The organism is Mycobacterium timonense (genome assembly GCF_025821985.1).
Lineage (GTDB): Bacteria > Actinomycetota > Actinomycetes > Mycobacteriales > Mycobacteriaceae > Mycobacterium > Mycobacterium avium.
Window position 1 is genome coordinate 18,140 of sequence record NZ_JACKSY010000032.1, and the last position, 19,783, is coordinate 37,922.

The window sequence follows — 19,783 nt, forward strand, 5'->3', positions numbered from 1 at the left end:
GCCACTGCACGGTGCAACCGCGCCTATCAAGGCAGGAAGGTTGACGTTTCGCGCCGCGCATACACGCACTGATGCGATATTGTGTTAGCCATATTTGGTGCCCTACTGGGGGAAGGGAGACCGCGATGTCGGTAGTAGGGATGACGAGCTTCGCTGGTATAGCGGCGTCGGTCGGCACTTTGCAGGCGATGCAGGCTGAGCTGGCCGGGGTTGCTGCGGCCAATGAGGGGGCGTCGCAAGCGATCACGCCGGCCGGCAATGAGGGTGCCTCGGCAATGGCGATGGCCCAGCAGAAGGCAAGTTCGGCGCTGTTCGCGACGCACTTCGCGCTCGGGATCGAGCAGATGATGGAGCTCAACGGCGCCATCCTTTCGGCCAGCGCGGCGACCGAGGTGACCGACGCCGGCAACGCGGTCGCGCAACTGGTCTGACGTCCCGGCGCCATTCAGGTGTCAATGGCCGTGGCGCGCTGCGGTTCACCGGGCGCGGGCGGTCGCGCTGATAGCTGCTCGGCGCTGGGCCGGTTGAACGGTATCGGAGGGGGATGTCGTGGCGGTTGAGCCCTGGACTGCCTACATACCGGAGATCAACGCCGGGCGTTTCGAGACCGGCACCGGCCCGGAAAGCTGGATGACCTCGGCCACCATGTGGCTCGGATTTGGTGCCATGGTCGTCGAGGCAATGGGAATCTTCACCAGTCAGCTGGCTGTGATGGGTGTCAACTGGCAAGGTGCTGCGCCGACGGCGATGGGTGCTGCGGCGATGGAGTTCATGGAATGGCTCGGGGAGATGGAAGTCGCCGCGATCGCCAACGCGGCGGCGTGTGAGGCGGTGGCGACTGCCTACGCTGCCGGCCAGGGCTCGATGATTCCGCTGGCCGCCGTTAACGCCAACCGCGCTTCGGAGCTGATCGCTGAGATGACCAACTTCTTGGGGATCAACAGCGGCCTCATTCTGTTCCTCAACGGCCAGTACGGGGATTTTTGGGCGCAAAACGGTGCGACGATGATGACCTACGACGAGGCGGTGACCACCGCCACGATCCCCAAGCCGGTGCGGCCGCCGCCGCCGCTGGCGTCGCTGGCCGCCGCGGGAGGGCAACTGGCCGACGCTACCGCCCAGGCCGCCGCCAAAGCCGGCGTCGGCGCCGCCAGCCAAAGTGCCATGCAGGGCCTAAGTCAATCGGTGGCCGAGTCCGGGCAAGGTGCTGCCACCGGTGCCGAAGGGCCCGGTCAGTCGATGTCCTCGCTGCTGGGTTCAGCCGGGCAGCTGTTCTCCGCGCCCGGTCAGCTTCTCGGGCAGGGTGCCAGTGCCGCCGGCCAGCTGGGTTCCCCTGCGCAACAGCTGATGTCGCCGTTCACTTCGCTGATCTCAAACATGGGAGGAAACCTCAATGCCAGTGACGCCGCTGCGTTCGGGATCGGCGGGCCCTCGACCGCAGCGTTCGGTGGAACGGCGGTATCAGAGGGTAGCGATGCGGCCGGTGTCGGTCCGGTCGGCTTCGGTGGAGGTCTCGGCGGGGCGATGATGGCTTCTGGTGCCTACATGGGCTCCTCCGGCCCGCCTCCACGGAGCCAGCCTGTGTTCTCGGGCGTATCGACCAAGCAGTCCGAACTCGCGGTCGCACCCGCCGGTGCAGGATCCGGTGGAGGACTCTATGGCGGCGGCGGAATGGCCCCGGCAGCGCACGGGGCAGGAGAATCCAGCGGCACCCGCAAATCCAGCGGCATCATGGCTGTGCAAACGAGGGTGTCGCTGTCTGGTCCGTCAGAAAGCGAAGCCGATGAATTGTTCGGCGATCGCTGAGGCAACCGGCGCGGTGAACATGCCCAGCGTTGGTGACCGCGGTAGCAGGGTATCTGCAGCGGAGGCTGGCTAACTATGGAAACCGCAGCACGAAGCCGTCCGGTGTGGCTGGCGGCGGTCCTGCTCGCCTTGGCGATATGGTTTGTCGGCGCCTACATTCCCGCGTTGTCGAGCGCGTGGGTAACCCTGAACATCTTGACTGCCGCCGCCCAGCCGCACATCGCCACTTTCCCGATGGCGTACCCCGCGGTCGGGATCGACGCCCACACCGTGGTATCGCTGATCGGCTTGATACTCATCATCGGCGGGGTGACCCGGTGGGTGACCTACTTAACCAAGGCCGAACCAGCGCACGCGGTGCCGGCCGCGCCCGGCCGCGACGGCGCCGCGCCCGCGCCGCCACCGGCCGCGCCGCGCACCGCGTATCAGTAATCGGTCAGTTAACCTAAGAGCAGCAGAGTAAGGGGGGAAAGCAATGTCGACTTCAGACAGTCCTGGCCTGGCTGGACGCAGCGGCACCATCCAAGCGAACCCGGATGTGTTGCGCGGGGTCGCGGCGTCGCTGCACGGAGTGGCCGAGGATATCGAGTCGTTGTTGCCCGAAATCAAGGATCTACACGACACGACCGCTCGCGAGGCAGCCGACCACACCGTTAGCGGCGGTCCCGCGCCCTACTTCTCGCCCCTTCTGGACGCGCTGCACACCGCAAACGGCAAGGTGCTCAAGAACATCGAGCAGGCCCGCGACAATGTGCGCCGCGACGCCGAGGCGCTCCAGGGGCTGGCCGACTCGTTCGAAAGCAATGAGCAAACACACGCGAGCAAGATCGCCAATCTGTAGCGCGCGAACGCTGACGTGATCGAGTGAGGACGAGCCGATGACCGAGATCGGGCTGAATCCGCAAGAGGCGGCCGGCACAATGGCGAAGCTCGCCGGTCAATTCGACTCCGCCGGCAGCACACTGCCCCAGGCGGGCCCGGCCGGCCTGGATGCGCGGGTCGCCGACGCGGTCGGAGACCAAGTGACAAGTTCCCAGCAGGCGCTCACCGACGCGGGGACTACCTCACAAACCGGTAGGTCAGCCTCCGACGGCCTGGGCGCCCAGGACGGCACCAACGCCCAACGGACGGGCGGATTAGACACCAACCTCAAAGATGGTGCGCTCGGCAGAAAAGGAGGCCTCGGCCCGGGCGGATTGGGGCGCGAAGGACCCCGGCTAAGTGCCGCCGATCTGGCCAAGCTCGTCGGCGCCGGCTCCTACGATTCGCCGATGCCGACCACGCAGACCGCGCCCAATTTGCCGCAGCTGCCGAGCATCCCGACACAAGCCTTGACGGCGCCGACTCAGTCGATGCTGGGTTCAGCGGGTGCGATTTCGCCGCTGCTGAACGAACTATTACAGCGTGCCGCCACCAATCCGTTAGGCGATGGGGGCCCCGCATCGCAGGCGATGGGTGCGGCCCTGCCGGGTCAAGGCGGTCGCGTTCAGGAACTGGTCCGCGCCACGCTGGGTGTTCCCTACGCGTGGGGCGGCGGCGACGTGGGTGGTCCCACCCGGGGTATCTCCGACGGGGGAGGCCCGGCTGACCGGGCCGGTGACTACAACAAGGTGGGGTTCGACTGCAGTGGCTACGCCAAATACATCACCTACCAGTTGACCGGCCACGTCATCCCTCACAGCTCGCAGGCACAGTACGCGCAGGGCATTGCGATCAGCCCCAGCCAGGCGCAGCCAGGCGACCTGTTCTTTCCCGCATCAGCAGGCCGGCCACCGGAGCACGTCCAGGTCTACATCGGAAACAGCCAGGTCGCTGAGGCGCCCTCGTCGGGCCAGACGGTCAAGATCAGCCCGCTGCAGCCCGGCGAATTCCGCCGGATGGTCGCGTGATCGCCGACCGGGTGGGATCACCGCTTTCAGAACGGGCCGCGCTGGAAGCAGCGATCGCCGCACACCTGGCGGAAGGACACGGCAGCTCATGGGCGTACCTGCCCGAGCAGACCCAAGCGGAATACCTCAAAGACGCTGCAGCACTTGTCGATCAGGGCTTGACGCGCATTTGGGAAGATCGAGACCCCGGCCCCAATCCGTCACCAGAACTCGAGGTCGAAGCCGCCGAGTTTGATCGGGCTATGCAGTGGTGGGTCGACTTCGTACACGCGCGGCACTCGGGCTGGGATCGCGCCGGCGGTATCGATGTGTCGCCGGAGATGGAGCACCTCGACCCCGAAGACTGGGACGCATGGGTGTCCATCGCGGTGACCGTATCCGAAGAGGCCCGCCGCTTGTACATGCGTGAATTCGAGCAGCTGCACGGCGTCACCACTCCTGCACCCGTTCCGCCCGCGCCGGCGGTTGTTAGTTCCCCGCCGGCGGCGGGCCACGCCCGGCGGGATCGATTCGCTACCACAGTGGCGGCGGTGCTGGCGTTTCGGCATGGGCAGCAGTGGCTAAGACTTCCCTCCGACGTGCGTGAAGCCTACCTGCGTGATGCACGATCGTTGATGGTCGCCGGATTGACCTGCTGGATCGATTAGCCGCGCTCCCAACGGGACTCAAACGCATCGATGACGAGTCGCCTTGCAGTGAGGCGTATCTCGCGGCCCGACGCGCGTGGCACTACAGCTCGATCCAATCTCCGGTAGCAGTCCTCGCACGAATTCCGCAGAAATCGCCGGCGCGAGCCCTGGCCACCGCTGCACGTTCCTCCGCGGCGTGGACCGGAGCCAGGTCGAAGGTGTCGTCAGCTTCAGCGAGGGCGATGCGGAACTCTGCTTCGAACTCGCCCACGTCGTCCGGCGCGAACTCAGCCAGAACCGCGCGGATCACCGGTCCGCTCCCTTCAGCGCCAACCCGCATTGTGGCCGTGGTTTCTAGGGTCGAACGCGATGTCGTATTGCTTCGGCGACGATGATGGCTTCAGCGATTTGGTCCGCGGTGTACATCCACCCGCGGGGAGTCCATGTGCGCGAAACCAGTTGGGCGATCGCCGGCTGTGGTAGGCCACAGGATTTAGCGACGTCGGCGATGGTGAACAGTGGGCTGCTGGTCGGCTCCGCTGCTTCTTGCTCATCATTCATGCATCTAACTTAAGCGGTCTAGGCCGGGCCCGAACGCACATCTTTTCGGCGGCCGACTCGCCGTTATTCGCGGCTTGCGCCGGTGGCGTCGGCGTTGGCCAGCGTGTCCTGGAGTTTGTCGAGGGGGTTTCCGCCACCGCCGAGGGCGTGCCCGGGGTTTCCTCCTCCGCCTTGGCTGGGAAGTCGGTCCGGGTCGACGTCGTTGAGTGTGCCCGGGCCGCCGGATCCGGCACCGGTGCCGGGCCCGAACACGGGTGTTTGTCCGCCCGCAGACGGTGGTGGTGGCGGCGGGGTGGGTGCCTCTGGTGTTGGCGGGCCGCCAGGTGGGGGCTCGGGAGGCGCGGTCGTGGGCGTCAGCGGCGCGGACGTGTCTGCTGGCGGGACCGTTGAGGGCGGCGGTGGTGGCGGGGCCGGCGGCCGGTCCAGGGATTTGAGCTTGTCGTTGAGCCGTTCGGGTGTGGCGTTGCGGATGCGGCCCCGATCGGGATTGGGATCGTTGTTGGCCTGGAAGCAGTGCGCTGGCGCGTTATTGACGACGTCGAGGGCGCTGGTGTAACGCTGCCGCGCCAGCGTTTTGTCGCCGGCTCGCGCAGCTAGATCGCCTAGGGTTTCGCGGATCAGCTCGAGGTTTACCCGCACAGGGCAGGACTCGGCGGCCGGCGTGCCTGCCAGCACGGAGCTGAAGGTGTGTTCGGCGTCCTCGATGCGCCCCTCCAGGACGGCTAGGTCTGCTTGGTCGAAGCTAACCTTCTGCGGCTCAATGACATTCAGCACCGATAGGGCGTTGATGTCGGCGCTCAGCGCTTCGGTGTCGTGGCGGGCGAAGTCGTCGACGGCGCTGCCGCCCACCAGCATCACCGAAATCATTTTGGCGGTCGCCGCGAGCAGCAGCAGCGCGGCGGGCACCGAGTACACCATCAGGCGCCGGCGCAGCCGCGCCCGAGTGGGGCCGCGGCGCCACCAGCTACGGGCGCGCGACAGTGTGCGCCGGGCCCATGGTCGCGGATCAGCTCGTAGCATCATGGCCTCACGTCCTGACGTGCCATTCGGGTGCGGCGGTAGTCGCGTATGGTCAAGTAGATCTCGATGAGCACCAGCACGGCCGCGAGAGTGCTGAAAAGCCAATACAGTTCGGTGCGTTCCACGGTGCGAGACGCCACAACGGGATTGGCATCCGGGGCGGGAGCCGCGGTCACCGCGGGCACCACCGCGGAGATGGATTGGCCTGTGTCGCGATGGTAGTAGGTGACACCGAGTTGCCCGGCGAGCGTTTTGAGGGTGTCTTCGCCCAGCCCATTGACCAAGGGGGCGCCGCTTTGCTGGTCGGCCATATAGGCCAGGTTGCCGCCGATGTAGCCGCGCGGGATCGGCCCGCCGGCCGGGGTGCCGTAGCCCAGGACCGCACCACCGGCCACCAAGTCACCGAGCGTGAAACCAGTTTGGGGAGCACGCGATCCGCCCGCTCCCGAACCCAGATAGAACAGCACGTTTTTGGAGCCCTGGTACTGGTTGCGGGCCTGAGTCAGTTTCTGGTGCAAGATGTCGTTGGCGGCGCCGGCATCAACACGGTACATCGCGTCTTCGGCAACCTCGGTGTACGACGACAGGCCCTGGATCAGCGGTTTGAGGCTCCACACGTCAGCCGAAAGTGGCCACAGCTGCGCGGCTTTGGACGAAAATTCGATCACCGAGAAGCGGGCGCGCGGGTATTGGTCGATCAGGGCGAGAACGTCGTCGCGGATGCCGGCCATCCGCGATTTGTGGTCGGCGAAGTCCTCGACCCGGGAGTCGACGGAGCGGTCGACGACGATGAAGACATTGAGATTGGCCGCCGAAGCTGCCGCGGTGCTGGGCGGCTGGGTGCCCTGGTGGGTGTCGGCGGCTTCCAGCCCTGGCCGGGCTGCGGCCACGACCAACATCAGTACCGCCAGTGTCAGACCGCCCCAGCGCAGCACGACGGGCCGGTAGCGGCCGGGCCCGGTGCGCACCAGGACTCGGTAGAGGGCGATCATGCGGATGCCGATCAGCACGACCCCGATCGTGATCAGCAGCCATACGGGCAGAACAGGTTCGAATGTCATCGGCGCAGCACCGCCAGGGCGGCGCACAACAGTGCGGCAGCGATCAGGGAGATGCTCACCGGGAGGTTCGGGTAGTCCCAGGAGCGGCGAGTGATCATCGTTCCGTTAGGCAGTACGACGTCGGGTGGGTGTTGGCGGATGCGATCGAGCAGCCCGGTCAGGGTTGCATCGGTGCTGCCGGGCCCGGCTCCGGTGCCGGCGGGGTTGTAGCGGCTGAACCGTCCGCCGGTTGTTGCCACGATCGACGACAGCGAATCCGAGCTCTGGGTGGGTGCGGTGACGACGTCGCTGCGGGTGATCGCGTTGATCTGGATGCCCGCATGGGCTGCCATGTCTTTGACCGTCTGGGTGGAAAACAGCGACCGCCGCCGATCGGTATCCGAGCGAATGCTGCTGTAGCCGATATAGATCACGGAGCGGCGGTGGCTGCTCTTGTCCTCGAAACCGGGAAAGCCGGTCATGCACAGCGCCAGGATGTCCTCGACCGAGCGCACGTAGTCGGTGTAGTTGATCTGCCGCGAAAAGCTGGTGATGCCGTTACTCAACTGGGCGACGTCGCCGGGTGGCAGCTTCTTTCCGGCGTCGATGTCACGTTGCAGCGCCGACAGGTTGGCGTAGTTGGTGAATTGCTGGGCGGCCCACTCATAGTCGCGCGTTAACGGCACCACCCGCAGTGTCGGCGAGGTCAACCCGATGCGCTGGGTGTCGAACGCTTTCATCCGTTGCGCGAAGTAGTCCAGCAGCCCCGCGGTGGCGGCATCGGTCACCGGTTCGCCGACACAAATCATGATGTCCTCGGGGTGCAGCGACTCGAAATTGCGTGTGGCCGAGGAGAACCCAACAGGCCGGGAAGCGGTGATGACCGCTGAGGCGAACAGCACCGCCAACAGCACCGCGGTCACCAGCAGCGCCAAGAACCGGGCGCGCGCCACTCGGGCGTACTCAGGCAGGTTGGTCAGCCGGGTGACATGTGCCAGCGGCCGAAGCACCCGGCGAACAGCCGGCAGAGGTGCCAGCAACGCGACAGCGATCGCTGCTATCAGCGCTACGACACCGCAGGCCGCGATCGGCCACCATTTCAGGTCCACGACCGGATCATCTCCTTGACGGCCAGGTCGAAGCGCTCGACGTCGACATGGGCTGTCGGGGTGAAGCGGGCATCGTTGAGCGCGGCGATCAGCGGCGCCGCCGGCGCCAGCGCCCCGCCGGCAAGGTCCTCGGTGTGCATGTACTGGGCCCGCTGGCCGGTCGCGACGTGCAAGAAGCTGCGCAAGGTGCGGCTGTAGGCGGTGCAGGCCTGCGCCGGTGTGATCGAGCCAGCGCGGTAGCGGCTCGTGGTCGCAGTGACAGATCGGGCGAACCGGCGGGCCAGCAGTCTGCGATGCAGTATCGATAGTCCCCGGATTTTCCGCAGTGTTGTCGGCGACAAGGTCCACACGTAAACACCTGCGTACCAACCGATCAGCGCGGTAATGAGCGCTGCGGCGATCAGCGCCCCCAACATCGGGTACGGGGTGGGGCCGGAAATGTAGCGCAGCAAGTCAGTTGGCATGGCTGAAGTCCTCGGTTAACCCGACCAGTTGCGTGCGGATTTGCGTGCTGGCGCCGATGCGGGTGTAGCGGATGGATCGTTCGGTCATGAACGTGTCCAGTGCTGCCAGGCGGGCTTGTTCGGCGCGGCGGTAGGCGGCGATGACCCGTGGCCCCAGGGTGGCGCCGTTGAGCACGAATGCCCCTGTGCTGATGTCGTATCCGTCGAGCTCTGTCTCAGAAGAGCCGACGGCGGGCATGTCGCAGACCATGGCCCACATCAGGTCGTGGCGGCCGGAAAGCTGCTGGAGCGCATCGGCGAGCCGGTCGTCGGTGTCGGGTTCGTCGGAGACGACGACGATCAGCATCCGCCGCCGGTAACCGGTTGCGACATACTGCAATTGGGTGACGATGTCGCTGGAGCCTGGCTGGTGCAGCGTGTGGGTGTAGAAGCGGTCGAGCAGCGATTCGATATGGGTTTCGCCGCGGCGGTTGCGGGTGTTGGCTGATCCGCGGGAATCGCCGTACACGAGCCCGATTTCGTCGGAGCGCCCCAGTGTGATCAGCCCGATCGCGCCCATGATGTGGGTGGCGATATCGCGCTTGTATTCCCCACTGGGCGCTAGCGCGTTCATGTTGCGGCCGGCGTCGGCGATCAAGAGGATCTTGTGGTGTTTTTCGGAGACGAACCGCTTAATCAGAACCGAGCCGGAGCGCGCCGAGGCTTTCCAGTCGATGTCGCGGACGTCGTCGCCGGCCACATAAGGGCGCAGGTCGTCGAATTCGAGGGTGCGGGTGTGTAGCAGCGCGTAGCGGCCTCCCTCGAGCAGCCCGCTGGTGTGGGTGCCGAAGTAGAGTTTCGCGCTGTTGAGGTACTTGGCCATGCCGTCAGGGGATGCGGACGGCCTGTAACACGGCGTCGATGACGGTCTCCGGGGTGATGTTGGCGGCGGCCGCTTCGAATCCGAGGATGAGCCGGTGCCGCAACACCCGGTGGGCGACGTTGGCGATGTCGTCGGGAATGACGTAGTTGCGTCCGCGCAGCACCGCGTAGGCGCGGGCGGCCTTGCAGAACGCGATCGTGGCCCGTGGGCTTGCTCCGTATTCGACGACCCGCGCCAAATGCGGCGGCAGCATGTTGTATTGCTGTGGCCGGGTGGCCGCGACGAGCTGGCTGGCGTAGGCCATGAGCCCCTGATCCATGTGCACGGCTGCGACCACCTGTTGGAGCCAGCGGATGTTGTCGAGATTGACGACGCGGCGTGCGGGGTTGTGCTTGTTGTAGACGCCGGCGTCGATGCGAGACATCACCTCGACCTCCTCCTGGGGGGAGGGGTAGCGCACGATCTCTTTGAGCATGAACCGGTCGCTCTGAGCTTCCGAGAGCGGATAGGTGCCTTCCTGGTCGACGGGGTTTTGGGTGGCGATCACCAGAAACGGTTCGGGGATTGGATGAATTCTGCCGGCGACGGTGGTTTGGCGTTCCTCCATCGCTTCGAGCATCGCGCTCTGGGTTTTCGCGCTACTTCTGTTGATCTCGTCGAGCAGACAGATGTTGGTGTGCACCGGGCCCAGTTGGGTCACAAACGAACTCGTCGCCGAGTCGTAGATCTGAGTGCCGATGATGTCGCTGGGCAACAAGTCTGGGGTGCACTGGATGCGTTGAAACTTGCCGTCGACGGATTCGGCCAGCACCCGGGCGGCGGTGGTTTTCGCAAGTCCGGGAACGCTTTCCAACAAGATGTGGCCGCCGGCCAGCAAGCCGATCAGCAGCGTTTCACGCAGATTGTCCTGGCCGACCACCTTGGCGGCGAACGCCTGGGACAGCGCGGCAAGGGCGCGTTGCGCGCCTTGCATTTGATCTTCACCGGGTTGTTGCACGCGTGTTGTAGTCATTGGCACCTTCTTCAAGCGTGTCAGGGGAATTCAGTAGTTGGAGAGTTTGGGCTGGGCTATCTGAAGTTCAGCGCCGGGGGAACTTTGGAGATGTCGGCGGTCCCGTTGAGGAACCGGGTTACGGTGCCTTCGCGTGTGCCGCCGGACTTCGATTGCACGGTCACCGGTATGGTGGCCTGACCGAAGAACATGACGCTGAGGTGGTATTGGTCGAATCCTTGGGACTTGACCTGGCTCAGATCGGCCTGACCCCAACGCGCGGTTCCCTCAACGTAATCCACCGGATCGAGTCCCTCGAGTGGACACGGGTCTGGCGGCTTGAGCAGATTCGATTTTTGGCACGCCGCGAACGCGGAAGCCACAGCGTCGGTGACTGCCTTGCTGCCGGCGTCGTTGAGGGAGTATTCGGCCTGCAGCCACGGCGTGTATGAGGTCAGTGAATCCAGCAGCAGTGGTTTGGCTTTCACCCCGAGATAAGGGTCGTTGCTGCCGACGTCAACATAGCCGGGGAATACGTAGGTGGTGTTGTCGCCGACTGGCTTGCCAAACACCGTCAAGGTCTTATCGGAGGCGTTGGACGCACTGCCCGGGGTGGGCTGCAACTTGATCGCCGCCGATTCCAAAAACCATCGCTTGTTGGTGCGTTTGACCCTCAAGTTGGCATCGGAGACCTTGTCGCCGAAGTTCGCCGCGACATGCACCTGACCCATTCCCAACGACGACCCGCCCGAATCGTCGCTGAGGATGCGGATATTGGTGATCGGCCACTTCTCGATCTGCTTTTTGAGGATGTCGTTGGTTAAGAAGTCTTTTGAGGCCGGCTGATCATCGCTGTAGGACAGCGCGGCTTCGGCGTCGCCGCGGGCCAATGCCTCCAAATAGCCTTTGACAGTGTCGGCGGCCGAGCCTCCGCCGCCGGGTCCGTTGCCGCCTGCCAAGGTGATCACCAAGACGATGCTGACGACGATCAGCACCGCCGCCCCGGCTCCCAACGTGACGAACAAGGGCTTGCGGTTGCGCCGCGGAGGCGGTCCGAACGGTCCCGGGCCCGCGGGCCCGTACGCCGGCGGCGCAGCACCGAATCCTGCACTCACAGCGTGCGCGGGGCGTGGGCCGGGCCCCTGGGGGGTGGGTTGCCACGGCTGAGGGCCCGGGGTCCCCGACCACGGCCGAGGGGTCGGGGAAGGCTGCTGGCGCGGTCGCTGCCCGCCGGGGGGCGCGACTTGCGTCGTTTCGTTCGGATCGACCGGACCGGCTTGCCCGGCCGGACCGACCGGGTTAGGGCCGCCGTATCCGCCGCCGTATCCACTGCCACCGCGACCTGACCAATCAGTCACAACCAACCTCTTTCAGGCAATCGAGGACCTTCGCTTCGGTAACCCGTCGGCAGCGGCCTGTCTCCGCTAATCTTGCCGTATCTGCGGCTACCTGGGAGCCGCTCATTCATGGCCCCAGTGCAACAGATTCAACCACACAAACCGTAGCAGTAGCAACACTTATGTGTAGCGGAGCTGTAGCGAGAACGGACCTAACCCTATCGCCGCAGGTCGATGCCGCCTAGATTGCGCAAGCGCGGCTGGTTGATCCGTAGCGAGATACCAACTGCGCAACCCCAAGCTATGGGCCAACCTGCAGCACCATTCAGCCCATCGATGTCCGTAGCCTGGCACGAGTCGTGGGCGCCACCAGCATCTCGGTCACAGGTGTTGGGCTAGTGTTACGACACCGGGGGTCGTCAGCGGCGGCGGCGCCGTGGCCGGGCGGGCGGCGGACTTTCTTTCAGGCGGCGCAGGACTTCGTCGACAGTATCTGGTGCGTCATCGTCCGGAGGTACAGCTTCAAGCCGGTTCCGGGTGCTGTTGGCGGCTTGTGGGGTGATCTTGGCGTAACGGGCGATGAGACTCGGCCCGGCCCCGGCATCTAGCGCACGCGTGAACGTCGAAAGGTACAAGCTGTAGGCCAAGTTACGTAGCAGGGAAGCCTCATGGAGGTCCTCAAGCACCGGAATTTGCTCCGGCGTGGGCTGCTTCGCGTGCGCCATAAACTTGAGTTTACGGGACGGTTTCCCGTAGGAGCGTATCTCTGTGGCACTGTTGCGTACTTTCTTGGTGTCCAATAGCGCTGGTACCGGCGGGAATTTCAGCGACAGCCGCCACCGCAGCGCCGCCCGGCCTGTTTGCGACCACGAGCTGGCCTATGGTCGGCACAACACACTCCGCGGCAACGCCGGTGAACACAGAGGGGCTGGCGCGGGCGGCGGCCAAGGCAGGGCGCGAGGCCGGATCGGGGGCCGGCTTTGACGCCGGCGGCCTGGCCGTGCCGCGGCAGCGCACCTACCAGATCTCGAGAAGGGGTAGCAATTGCCCTGCGGCGTCCAGTGTTTCCTCGGCGTAGGCGATCGCCTGCTGCACCTCAGCTTCGGAGATGAGAAGGTCATCCGGGTCGCGCGGGTACTCGAGCTTGTTGCGGACCCGGCGCATTACATTGAAGAAGTCGAACCGTTCACCGAACTGGGCGCGCACGGCCAAACAGATCGCGGCGTGGCCACCAGCGCTCTTCCCGCGCAGTCCCTGCTGGGTCAGCAGCGCGGCGGCGGTGGTGCGCACACAGTCGTAGGCGAGTTCGAACGCGCCGACAGGGTCGATGGACAAGACCGTGTGGGCGCTGTCAAGCCGCTGGCGTGCCTGGGCGAGCAGGTAGTCGCCGTTAGCCGCTTCCCCGGTGATCTTGTCGAGATGACCGCGGTCGAGCAGGTCGGCAATCTCACGACGCCCGGTCGCCCACCCGGTCATGCGTGTGCCCCGTCACGCTGAAACGCGACGGTGTGAGGCCGTCGCCGGATCTCCCCGATGAGGGGATCGTCGCCCGGGTTGGCCCACCGTTCGGCGCTGCACTGCTGCGGGTTGACCTCGACGCCGAGGCGCTGCTGGGCGCGGTCGGCAGCGCTGAACACATCGAACTGGCCGGCTTCGCCAATGACGAGCACGTCGATGTCATTGGGAGGCAGGCCCGGTTCGCCCGCATAACGGGCCGCCCAGGATCCGAAGATCACAATGGCCTCGACGCCGTTGATGCCGCCGAACTCTTCGCCGATCACCGCGACGGGGCCGAAGGTCAGGCTGAGCAGCTGGGTAAGCGGGGCAGCAGCTGGGTTGTCGGTGTTCGCCGACACCATCCGGTTCTTCCCCAACTTGCGCTCCCGGATCAACCCGGCGGCGGCCAGCCGCTCCGCTTCACGATGCAACGTGGTCAGCGGTACACCAATGGCGCGGGACAGCTCCGACAGGGAGTATTCCTCGCCGGGGTGGGTGAGCAACTGGGCGAGGAACTCGGCCTGATGGCGAGACCGGAAGATCGGCATCAACGAAGGGGCTTCACTACGCATAAACGGAATATAACACCCATAAAAGGGAAGTGTCAATCATGTGGTTTCTTCCGAAACGGTGTGTGTGTCGTCGTCTCGTCGGTGGCAGCACCAAGAAGAGCACTGGTCAAGCGGGGTTAGCATCGGCCGCGATGGCAAAATAGGCGGTCCGGTTTTGTCGCGCCGTCAAGCGGCTCTTGCGCGCCACTACCGGCGCGACGTAACGGCTACGACGCTCCGCCGACCCTTCGCTCCATTTGTGCTGCGACAACGAGCTCGTCACGGTCTACGACCCCCTCGAGCCGGATGCCGTTCGTCAGGGCAACATAGCGTCGATCATGGGCGATGATTCGGTACTGCCTGTGCGCGGTGAGTGGACCGGCGGGCACTGATTGTGTGTCGAGATCGCCGCGCATCCATAGCCGCAGTTTGCTGCTGCTGACAATGTGGCTGATGTACCGTTGCCGTTGAGTGTGTTTGAGTTGCACGCTCATGCGGCGCCCCCTTGCGGGGTTTGGTTTTTGGCCTCGCCGCGTCCGGCCCCGCGTGGGCGGGGTCTTACGGATGCTCCGCGGGCACCGGATGCTCCGGAGTCCGCGCCATGGTCTGTACCAACCGATGTGGTTGGCCCGGGTACCGATGGGGCCGTGGTCCCGACTGGACCACAACTGGCGTAATCCGGCCAGTCACGGAGATTGCGCGCGGCGTTGCGATCGCGGTCGACCACTTCGCTGGTGTGCGGGCACACCAGCAGTTTGTCGATGCGTCCTTTGCCGATCAGCCGGCACGGCGTGCCGTCTGGTGTGGTGCAGCCGTGGTGGATCTGGCTGGATGGGAACCAGCGATCGGCCACGGTGAGCGCCGCGCCATGGCGGGCGGTCTTGTAGGCCAACATCGGCCCGACCAAACCCATCGCCGCATCGCAGACGGCCCGCCGGTAGGCGCGCCGGCCCATGCTGCGTTTCATGGCGGCCACGTCGAGGTCTTCGATCACGAGGTGGCCATAGCTGCCCGCCAGCTCGGTGGTGAGCTGATGGGCGGCTTGCCGCCGCAGGTGCACGCATCGGCGATCCAGCCGGGCCAGCTTGGCTTTCGCTGCCCGATGTCCGCGCGATTCGGGGATGCGGCGGGAAAGTTGACGTCCGGCGCGCCGCCGCGCCGCCAGCGTGGCTTTCAGCGGGGCCGGATTCGGATACTCAGTCAGTGTTTCGATGCCAGTAGTGGTGTCGATCGTCGCGACCGTGGCCAGCCGACGCACCCCCAGATCCACCCCGGCGCGCACCGTGGGGTGGACCGGGATTCCGGCGGTGGCCGGTGTTCGCAGCGCGTAGCTGACCGAGACGAACAACCGGCCCCACCGCTGCGAGAGCGTCATGTTCAGAATGCGGGCCCGCCCGCCGGCGAGGTGGCGCTGCACCCGGCGGGTGTTCTCCTTGGATCGCAGCGGCCCGATCACCGGCACGGTGATGGTGCGGCGGTCATCTTCCACGCGCATCGTTCCGGTGGTAAACCGCACCCGGCCGGGATCGCGGCGCGCGGATTTGAACCGCGGAAAACCCACACGGCGACCTCGCCGTGTGCCGTTGCGGCTGGCCGACCAGTTATCCAGCGCCCGGGCCAGATCCGCCAGCCCCGACGAGTAGGCCTCCTTAGAGTTCTCGGCCCACCACGGCGCCACTTCGTCCTTAGCTTGGTTCCACGCTTTGCGCAGCGAACCCAGATCCCAGCCCACCGACTCATGGCCCGAATCAAGAGCTTTGGCGTCCAGGTCGGCCTTCACTTGGGCCAGGCCCCAGTTGAACGCTTTGCGCCGCGCACCGAAATGCGAGCGCACCAACCCCGCCCGCGCCGCCTCGGCGGGCCATTCGACCTCAAACTTCGCTGCTGTCACCGTCCACCCGGTGGGTAGCGGCGCACCGAGTGAACCCGTCTGGGCGTAGCCCTGCCCGTCGCCGTCATACAGGTCGAACAGCACCGACACCGACTCCACCGCCGCCCGGTGCGCCTCAAAATCCGCCCCCACATCCACATACCGCGACAATGCCGGTGTGCCATCGGGTTTCGGCTTACCAGCCAGATGCACACCGCCGGTGGCCGCGGCCACCTTCGCGGCCTGCGCCCGGGTGGGCATCCCGACGATCATGCCGCCTCGCCCGGTCCACGTTTGGTGGCCGTCAGCGCGCGCATCGCCCGATTTCGCGCCCCGCGCCGCCCATACAGCCGAGCACACATCGACGTCAGCACCTCGATCACGTCGCGCACCAAATCATCGGTCGTCTCGCCGGAATCGGCCACCACGATCCGCCGCCCCTGCGCAGACAACGCAGCCTCCAGATGCTCCACCCCGAAGCGTGCCAACCGGTCGCGATGCTTCACAACAACGACCTTCGCATCCGGGTCCGACAGGATCCGGCGCAACTTGCGGCGTTTGCCAGTCAGACCCGACCCGACCTCCACCACGACCTGCTTCACCGCCAGATCCCGCTCGCTCGCCCACGCCGTCAACCGGGCCACCTGCCGATCCAAATCGGCGCGCTGATCATGGCTCGACACCCGGGCATAGATCACCACGCCACCCGCCGCGCCTTCACCGGCCGGTGTCGTGCTGCACCAGAATCAACCGACCCACGCGCTGCGGGCACCGGCAAAGTTCCCTCCCGAAACCAGCGATAAGCCGTATGCCGGTTCACCCCAACCGATTCGGCCCAATCCGCCAGATTCACACCACCAAGCCAAACACACTTACGCACACTCAACTACACTCAACACGCAACAGTTCACAACCCCATTCCTGGCAACTTACTGCGCTGCCAGGGAAGCCCGATCCGGCACGCGCCTTGCGCTCGTCGATCGGCGCGTCCTCGGTTCGACGATGATTTTCGCGGCCTCCGCCGCGCTCCGAAGCTGCTCAAGCGTAGCCAGACCGGTCTTGATGTCGGCGACACCGTCGGCCGCCGGCTGGCCGGCGCATGGCGCACGGCTGGTTGCGATGGTGCGCTGAATGCGCCAGCCCGGCGGGCCGAGTTGCGGTACGCCTGCGCCGAGCGTCAGCGACCTGAAGTCATCGCGATGGTGAAACCCTGCCCTGCGCTCGAGCATCCGGCGTGCGAATACCTTGCGGCAGAGGCTGTTCGGGGGCTCACCGCGTTTCGCAGGAATCCAGCAAGGTGTAGAGCGCCGTATGGACCACGGACGGCCCCTCGGGGAAGACGACCCGCTCGATGAAGGTCTCGCCCTTGTGGAAGCTGATATCCAGGACGAATACGTCGCCGTCCTCGGTGTAGCACGGGATTGACATGTGATCGCCGCGGTACCGGTTCTCGGTGTAGCCCGCATCCCCGCGGTCATGGCCTCGGTAGTGTTCAGCCAGACCGAACACCGGATGGCATCCGACGACGTCGCTATCCGACCAGGCCAACCGGGCGCGTGGTGGCCCGAGTGCGCTGAACAACGCCTTGACGGCATGGGTGATCTGGGATGACGAGTTGACCTCGCCTTGAGTGATAGTCATCGCTGCTTACTCCGCATTCGACGAGAACGGTTGCCATGGGCCCTCGGCGTGCGCGGCTTCAGGTCATGGACTTTCGGTCGTTCACCAGTCTATTCCTATTCCGCGGACGCGACGGGGGCGCACTCCGCCGCCTGTGGTCTCGGTGAGATCGACGCCGAAATTCCAGGTGCCACTGGTGTCGTAGGACGCTTTGAAGCTCAGGGGTCGCGCCAGGTCGGCCAGGGGGTGCATGCAGCGCCTCTCCGAGCGCTTCGCGCAGAGGCTTCCCGGCACCGGCGTCAACCTGGGCGGCGATCCAGTTTCGCTCCCGGCGATCAAGAGCAACCGCCCACTGCTCGAACTGGCTATCGCGTCCGACGAGCGCGGCCGGCGGTCGGCCCACGCCGGGCGAATACGGGTTCCGCAGAGGACCCATCGGCACTCCATCTATAGCGACTTCTAGCGGGTTATATGACATTCCTATACAACCGAATAAATGGCTATAAGTGCTGGTGTTCTGAATCGCGCCAAGTCGACTGGCGCTTGGGGGAGGTTCGTCGGCACACTCGTTGACGCCGGTTAGCGATGGTCGGCCACGGATGAGTCGGCCAGAAGGCGAAGGGCGCCGCCGTGTGGAATCTCAGTGTTAGCGCACGACTTCGATGTCATCTTCGGAGATGGTGACCAGCGCTTGGGTGGTGCCGTCGGAGTTTACAAACTCCACTTCATACGCGGGGGGAAGGTCTCGATCCGAATAGGTCGTGTAGTCGATGACGACCGTTCCTGTCGCACCGGCCGGAAGGTTGTGCTCCGGCAGGGGGCGCAGCAGCTGGACTACATCGAGTTCTTGGGGCTTCATCTTTCGTCTTCGGCCGCCCGGGATGTCTGGGCCTGAGCGTAGTACCCGTTAGGTGCTTCGGCCCGCCCAGCCGGACGTGCAGTGTCTCCATCCATCCGGCCCGCCACCTGTTTTGCCCCTAGGACAGTTGTGTGGGCTGCTTCGGCACGCCGATGATCCTGACCGGGCCGATCGCTGCTGTGGTTCCGCCTGCGACGGCGTCGCCGTAGCATTTCTCGGTGCGCCGGCCGCACGCGGCGCCGCGATTCTCGGGTAAAAAGTTGGCCAGTCGGTGATGGCGCAGCCGTTGTGGGCCATACCGCGAACATAAACTAGCCCGTATGAATGCACCTGCACCGGACGATGAGGAAGAGGTCGGGGGGCCAGTCCTGACCCCGCCGGTGAGCGCCGGACCGATCACCGCGTCAAGCCTGGGCGGTGTCCCATTCCTCGCCGTGACCGGACCAGTCAGCCACTTCAGCGGAAACAGGCTCGTCCACTTCGTTATGTCCGCTCTCAACGAGGCCGGGCTGACGATCGAACCCCCGCAATGATGCCAGCGGCCCGCTGCGCGCGAGCGGCGAAATCAGACCGAGTATCAAGCCAGCTTCGATCCATACTGCGCGTGGCGGGGGCCATGGCCGCGTTCTTGGTGTCGCTGTTGTCAACCTCCGTCAGCGCCGCCGCCGCCAGCACGCCCGCGCTAACGCCGGGATCGACCCTGCGGATGTGGGACGCCGACGACGCCTCAAGCGCAGTGTGTACCGCCGGATTCGTTGCCCGCAACCGCCGCGGTACAGCTGTGCTGCTCGACGCGGGCCATTGCGACCGCGGCGGCGACGTGACAATGCGCGCAGGTTCGGGCGGCCGGCAAGTCCCCGTCGGTGGGTTCGTAGTGACCGAGTATGCCGGCAACGACGACAAGGACACCGACATTGGAGTAGTGCGCCTATCGAAAGACATTCCCCTGCACGCAGATATCGCCGGAACCATACCCGTTACTGGCGCACTGCCCTATGTGGTGCCCGGGCAGACGCTGTGCAAAATCGGGGCTGTCACCGGGCGCAGCTGCGGTCGTGTCATCGACGCATCCCCAACGAAGGTCAAGTTCGCAGCAGCCATTGCGCCCGGTGATTCCGGCGGCCCAGTGTTCGGGCTAAAGGATGACGGCACAGCGGTGGCGGTCGGCATCACAATCAGGTCGACCGATGACGGACTCACCGTCGCCGAACTGATCGGCCCCTGGCTGCAGCGCTGGAATCTGACCATCGACTAACCGAACAAAAAACGTAGCGCCACATGCGATGCCGCAAAAAGGGCACCGCACTCAACAGGGGGAGGATCCACGCCGATGCGCCTTGGAATCGTTCTGATACTGGCCGTCGTTGAAGTAATCCTGTTCTACATCCTCGTTACCCGGGAACCACGGTCTGCAGGAACCGGACGCCAGCAGTATGCCTTCGCAGCCGGCGGCATCGTCCTGGCCGCCGTAGTCGTCGGCGCCCAGCGCGACCATCTGTCTGATCCTGTCGCGGCCGCCATTGTCGTGTTCTTCCTGGCAAATGCGTTGGCGCTGGGGTTGCGAACTGTTCGGCGATTCGTGAGTAAACGTGATCGAATGTGTGTTTTAGTGAGTGGGTGAAGTTGGCGGAGTGGGCGCGTGCGAATGGTGTGCATCCGCAGACTGCGTATCGGTGGT

At 65.3% G+C, this 19,783-nt stretch carries 24 protein-coding genes and 1 pseudogene; 8 read left to right on the plus strand and 17 right to left on the minus strand.

Features of this window, described 5'->3' with window-relative positions; all coding sequences use genetic code 11:
• The first annotated feature begins 188 nt into the window (after positions 1 to 188).
• The 6 genes from H7I87_RS09815 to H7I87_RS09840 all read left to right on the plus strand — a co-directional run bounded on the left by H7I87_RS09815 (position 189) and on the right by H7I87_RS09840 (position 4,342).
• Entirely contained in the window at positions 189 to 431 is a 243-nt protein-coding gene (locus tag H7I87_RS09815; RefSeq protein ID WP_244179165.1) for a hypothetical protein, read from the plus strand.
• A 118-nt stretch (positions 432 to 549) separates the two neighbouring features.
• Positions 550 to 1,806, plus strand: coding sequence for a PPE domain-containing protein (locus H7I87_RS09820; protein WP_083071721.1), 1,257 nt, complete (start codon positions 550 to 552; stop codon positions 1,804 to 1,806).
• A gap of 75 nt (positions 1,807 to 1,881) precedes the next feature.
• Positions 1,882 to 2,238, plus strand: a complete 357-nt coding sequence (locus H7I87_RS09825) for a hypothetical protein (RefSeq protein WP_139800199.1) — start codon at positions 1,882 to 1,884, stop codon at positions 2,236 to 2,238.
• A gap of 43 nt (positions 2,239 to 2,281) precedes the next feature.
• Positions 2,282 to 2,647 (plus strand): hypothetical protein, encoded by a 366-nt coding sequence (locus H7I87_RS09830; protein ID WP_139800200.1) that lies wholly within the window; start codon positions 2,282 to 2,284, stop codon positions 2,645 to 2,647.
• Between the two features lie 37 nt (positions 2,648 to 2,684).
• On the plus strand, positions 2,685 to 3,695 hold the full coding sequence (locus tag H7I87_RS09835; protein ID WP_083071724.1) for a C40 family peptidase: 1,011 nt from the start codon (positions 2,685 to 2,687) through the stop codon (positions 3,693 to 3,695).
• Positions 3,692 to 4,342 (plus strand): hypothetical protein, encoded by a 651-nt coding sequence (locus H7I87_RS09840; RefSeq protein ID WP_139800201.1) that lies wholly within the window; start codon positions 3,692 to 3,694, stop codon positions 4,340 to 4,342. The genes H7I87_RS09835 and H7I87_RS09840 overlap by 4 nt, the downstream gene beginning before the upstream one ends.
• 82 nt (positions 4,343 to 4,424) lie before the next feature.
• Here the strand turns inward: H7I87_RS09840 and H7I87_RS09845 are convergent, their stop codons facing one another.
• The 17 genes and pseudogenes from H7I87_RS09845 to H7I87_RS09925 all read right to left on the minus strand — a co-directional run bounded on the left by H7I87_RS09845 (position 4,425) and on the right by H7I87_RS09925 (position 18,105).
• On the minus strand, positions 4,425 to 4,634 hold the full coding sequence (locus H7I87_RS09845) for a DUF6247 family protein (RefSeq protein ID WP_244179166.1): 210 nt from the start codon (positions 4,632 to 4,634) through the stop codon (positions 4,425 to 4,427).
• Between the two features lie 314 nt (positions 4,635 to 4,948).
• Complete coding sequence (locus H7I87_RS09850) at positions 4,949 to 5,908, minus strand: hypothetical protein (RefSeq protein ID WP_264002654.1); 960 nt, start codon at positions 5,906 to 5,908, stop codon at positions 4,949 to 4,951.
• Positions 5,905 to 6,966 (minus strand): vWA domain-containing protein, encoded by a 1,062-nt coding sequence (locus tag H7I87_RS09855; RefSeq protein ID WP_083071743.1) that lies wholly within the window; start codon positions 6,964 to 6,966, stop codon positions 5,905 to 5,907. The genes H7I87_RS09850 and H7I87_RS09855 overlap by 4 nt, the downstream gene beginning before the upstream one ends.
• Positions 6,963 to 8,054, minus strand: coding sequence for a hypothetical protein (locus H7I87_RS09860; protein WP_083071744.1), 1,092 nt, complete (start codon positions 8,052 to 8,054; stop codon positions 6,963 to 6,965). The genes H7I87_RS09855 and H7I87_RS09860 overlap by 4 nt, the downstream gene beginning before the upstream one ends.
• Positions 8,045 to 8,518, minus strand: coding sequence for a hypothetical protein (locus H7I87_RS09865; protein ID WP_139800213.1), 474 nt, complete (start codon positions 8,516 to 8,518; stop codon positions 8,045 to 8,047). The genes H7I87_RS09860 and H7I87_RS09865 overlap by 10 nt, the downstream gene beginning before the upstream one ends.
• Complete coding sequence (locus H7I87_RS09870; RefSeq protein WP_083071746.1) at positions 8,508 to 9,380, minus strand: DUF58 domain-containing protein; 873 nt, start codon at positions 9,378 to 9,380, stop codon at positions 8,508 to 8,510. The genes H7I87_RS09865 and H7I87_RS09870 overlap by 11 nt, the downstream gene beginning before the upstream one ends.
• Positions 9,381 to 9,384: 4 nt before the next feature.
• Entirely contained in the window at positions 9,385 to 10,392 is a 1,008-nt protein-coding gene (locus H7I87_RS09875) for an AAA family ATPase (RefSeq protein WP_083071747.1), read from the minus strand.
• Positions 10,393 to 10,448: 56 nt separating this feature from the next.
• Positions 10,449 to 11,396 carry a DUF4878 domain-containing protein gene (locus H7I87_RS09880; protein ID WP_167380310.1) on the minus strand — a complete coding sequence of 316 codons (948 nt, stop codon included), beginning with the start codon at positions 11,394 to 11,396 and terminating at the stop codon, positions 10,449 to 10,451.
• 731 nt (positions 11,397 to 12,127) lie between these two features.
• The gene (locus H7I87_RS09885) at positions 12,128 to 12,433 is read right to left on the minus strand and encodes a hypothetical protein (protein WP_139800214.1); all 306 of its coding nucleotides are present in this window, start codon (positions 12,431 to 12,433) and stop codon (positions 12,128 to 12,130) included.
• A gap of 292 nt (positions 12,434 to 12,725) precedes the next feature.
• Complete coding sequence (locus H7I87_RS09890) at positions 12,726 to 13,184, minus strand: hypothetical protein (protein WP_083071749.1); 459 nt, start codon at positions 13,182 to 13,184, stop codon at positions 12,726 to 12,728.
• The gene (locus H7I87_RS09895; protein WP_083071750.1) at positions 13,181 to 13,777 is read right to left on the minus strand and encodes a helix-turn-helix domain-containing protein; all 597 of its coding nucleotides are present in this window, start codon (positions 13,775 to 13,777) and stop codon (positions 13,181 to 13,183) included. The genes H7I87_RS09890 and H7I87_RS09895 overlap by 4 nt, the downstream gene beginning before the upstream one ends.
• Before the next feature lie 206 nt (positions 13,778 to 13,983).
• On the minus strand, positions 13,984 to 14,250 hold the full coding sequence (locus H7I87_RS09900) for a hypothetical protein (RefSeq protein WP_139800215.1): 267 nt from the start codon (positions 14,248 to 14,250) through the stop codon (positions 13,984 to 13,986).
• On the minus strand, positions 14,247 to 15,899 hold the full coding sequence (gene tnpB / locus H7I87_RS09905; protein WP_083071751.1) for an IS607 family element RNA-guided endonuclease TnpB: 1,653 nt from the start codon (positions 15,897 to 15,899) through the stop codon (positions 14,247 to 14,249). The genes H7I87_RS09900 and tnpB overlap by 4 nt, the downstream gene beginning before the upstream one ends.
• A pseudogene (locus H7I87_RS09910) lies at positions 15,896 to 16,479 on the minus strand (IS607 family transposase). Before H7I87_RS09910 ends, tnpB begins: the two are co-directional and overlap by 4 nt.
• 76 nt (positions 16,480 to 16,555) lie before the next feature.
• Positions 16,556 to 16,855, minus strand: a complete 300-nt coding sequence (locus H7I87_RS09915) for a hypothetical protein (RefSeq protein WP_084047064.1) — start codon at positions 16,853 to 16,855, stop codon at positions 16,556 to 16,558.
• A 40-nt stretch (positions 16,856 to 16,895) separates the two neighbouring features.
• Positions 16,896 to 17,267, minus strand: coding sequence for a hypothetical protein (locus H7I87_RS09920; RefSeq protein ID WP_083071752.1), 372 nt, complete (start codon positions 17,265 to 17,267; stop codon positions 16,896 to 16,898).
• Between the two features lie 625 nt (positions 17,268 to 17,892).
• Positions 17,893 to 18,105, minus strand: a complete 213-nt coding sequence (locus H7I87_RS09925) for a DUF4926 domain-containing protein (protein ID WP_083071754.1) — start codon at positions 18,103 to 18,105, stop codon at positions 17,893 to 17,895.
• Positions 18,106 to 18,721: 616 nt separating this feature from the next.
• Between H7I87_RS09925 and H7I87_RS09930 the strand changes: the two genes are divergently transcribed.
• Positions 18,722 to 19,360 (plus strand): trypsin-like serine protease, encoded by a 639-nt coding sequence (locus H7I87_RS09930; RefSeq protein WP_083071756.1) that lies wholly within the window; start codon positions 18,722 to 18,724, stop codon positions 19,358 to 19,360.
• A 75-nt stretch (positions 19,361 to 19,435) separates the two neighbouring features.
• Positions 19,436 to 19,726, plus strand: coding sequence for a hypothetical protein (locus tag H7I87_RS09935; protein ID WP_264002656.1), 291 nt, complete (start codon positions 19,436 to 19,438; stop codon positions 19,724 to 19,726).
• The last annotated feature ends 57 nt before the right edge of the window (positions 19,727 to 19,783 follow it).

What these genes read in the sequence shown, in the direction of transcription:
- H7I87_RS09815 (WP_244179165.1), top strand. Translation starts at nt 189, where the DNA reads ATGCAGGCTGAGCTGGCCGGGGTTGCTGCGGCCAATGAGGGGGCGTCG.
- H7I87_RS09825 (WP_139800199.1), top strand. Translation starts at nt 1,882, where the DNA reads ATGGAAACCGCAGCACGAAGCCGTCCGGTGTGGCTGGCGGCGGTCCTG.
- H7I87_RS09830 (WP_139800200.1), top strand. Translation starts at nt 2,282, where the DNA reads ATGTCGACTTCAGACAGTCCTGGCCTGGCTGGACGCAGCGGCACCATC.
- H7I87_RS09835 (WP_083071724.1), top strand. Translation starts at nt 2,685, where the DNA reads ATGACCGAGATCGGGCTGAATCCGCAAGAGGCGGCCGGCACAATGGCG.
- H7I87_RS09850 (WP_264002654.1), bottom strand. Translation starts at nt 5,908, where the DNA reads ATGATGCTACGAGCTGATCCGCGACCATGGGCCCGGCGCACACTGTCG.
- H7I87_RS09855 (WP_083071743.1), bottom strand. Translation starts at nt 6,966, where the DNA reads ATGACATTCGAACCTGTTCTGCCCGTATGGCTGCTGATCACGATCGGG.
- H7I87_RS09865 (WP_139800213.1), bottom strand. Translation starts at nt 8,518, where the DNA reads ATGCCAACTGACTTGCTGCGCTACATTTCCGGCCCCACCCCGTACCCG.
- H7I87_RS09870 (WP_083071746.1), bottom strand. Translation starts at nt 9,380, where the DNA reads ATGGCCAAGTACCTCAACAGCGCGAAACTCTACTTCGGCACCCACACC.
- H7I87_RS09875 (WP_083071747.1), bottom strand. Translation starts at nt 10,392, where the DNA reads ATGACTACAACACGCGTGCAACAACCCGGTGAAGATCAAATGCAAGGC.
- H7I87_RS09885 (WP_139800214.1), bottom strand. Translation starts at nt 12,433, where the DNA reads ATGGCGCACGCGAAGCAGCCCACGCCGGAGCAAATTCCGGTGCTTGAG.
- H7I87_RS09890 (WP_083071749.1), bottom strand. Translation starts at nt 13,184, where the DNA reads ATGACCGGGTGGGCGACCGGGCGTCGTGAGATTGCCGACCTGCTCGAC.
- H7I87_RS09895 (WP_083071750.1), bottom strand. Translation starts at nt 13,777, where the DNA reads ATGCGTAGTGAAGCCCCTTCGTTGATGCCGATCTTCCGGTCTCGCCAT.
- H7I87_RS09900 (WP_139800215.1), bottom strand. Translation starts at nt 14,250, where the DNA reads ATGAGCGTGCAACTCAAACACACTCAACGGCAACGGTACATCAGCCAC.
- tnpB (WP_083071751.1), bottom strand. Translation starts at nt 15,899, where the DNA reads ATGATCGTCGGGATGCCCACCCGGGCGCAGGCCGCGAAGGTGGCCGCG.
- H7I87_RS09915 (WP_084047064.1), bottom strand. Translation starts at nt 16,855, where the DNA reads ATGCTCGAGCGCAGGGCAGGGTTTCACCATCGCGATGACTTCAGGTCG.
- H7I87_RS09920 (WP_083071752.1), bottom strand. Translation starts at nt 17,267, where the DNA reads ATGACTATCACTCAAGGCGAGGTCAACTCGTCATCCCAGATCACCCAT.
- H7I87_RS09925 (WP_083071754.1), bottom strand. Translation starts at nt 18,105, where the DNA reads ATGAAGCCCCAAGAACTCGATGTAGTCCAGCTGCTGCGCCCCCTGCCG.
- H7I87_RS09930 (WP_083071756.1), top strand. Translation starts at nt 18,722, where the DNA reads ATGGCCGCGTTCTTGGTGTCGCTGTTGTCAACCTCCGTCAGCGCCGCC.
- H7I87_RS09935 (WP_264002656.1), top strand. Translation starts at nt 19,436, where the DNA reads ATGCGCCTTGGAATCGTTCTGATACTGGCCGTCGTTGAAGTAATCCTG.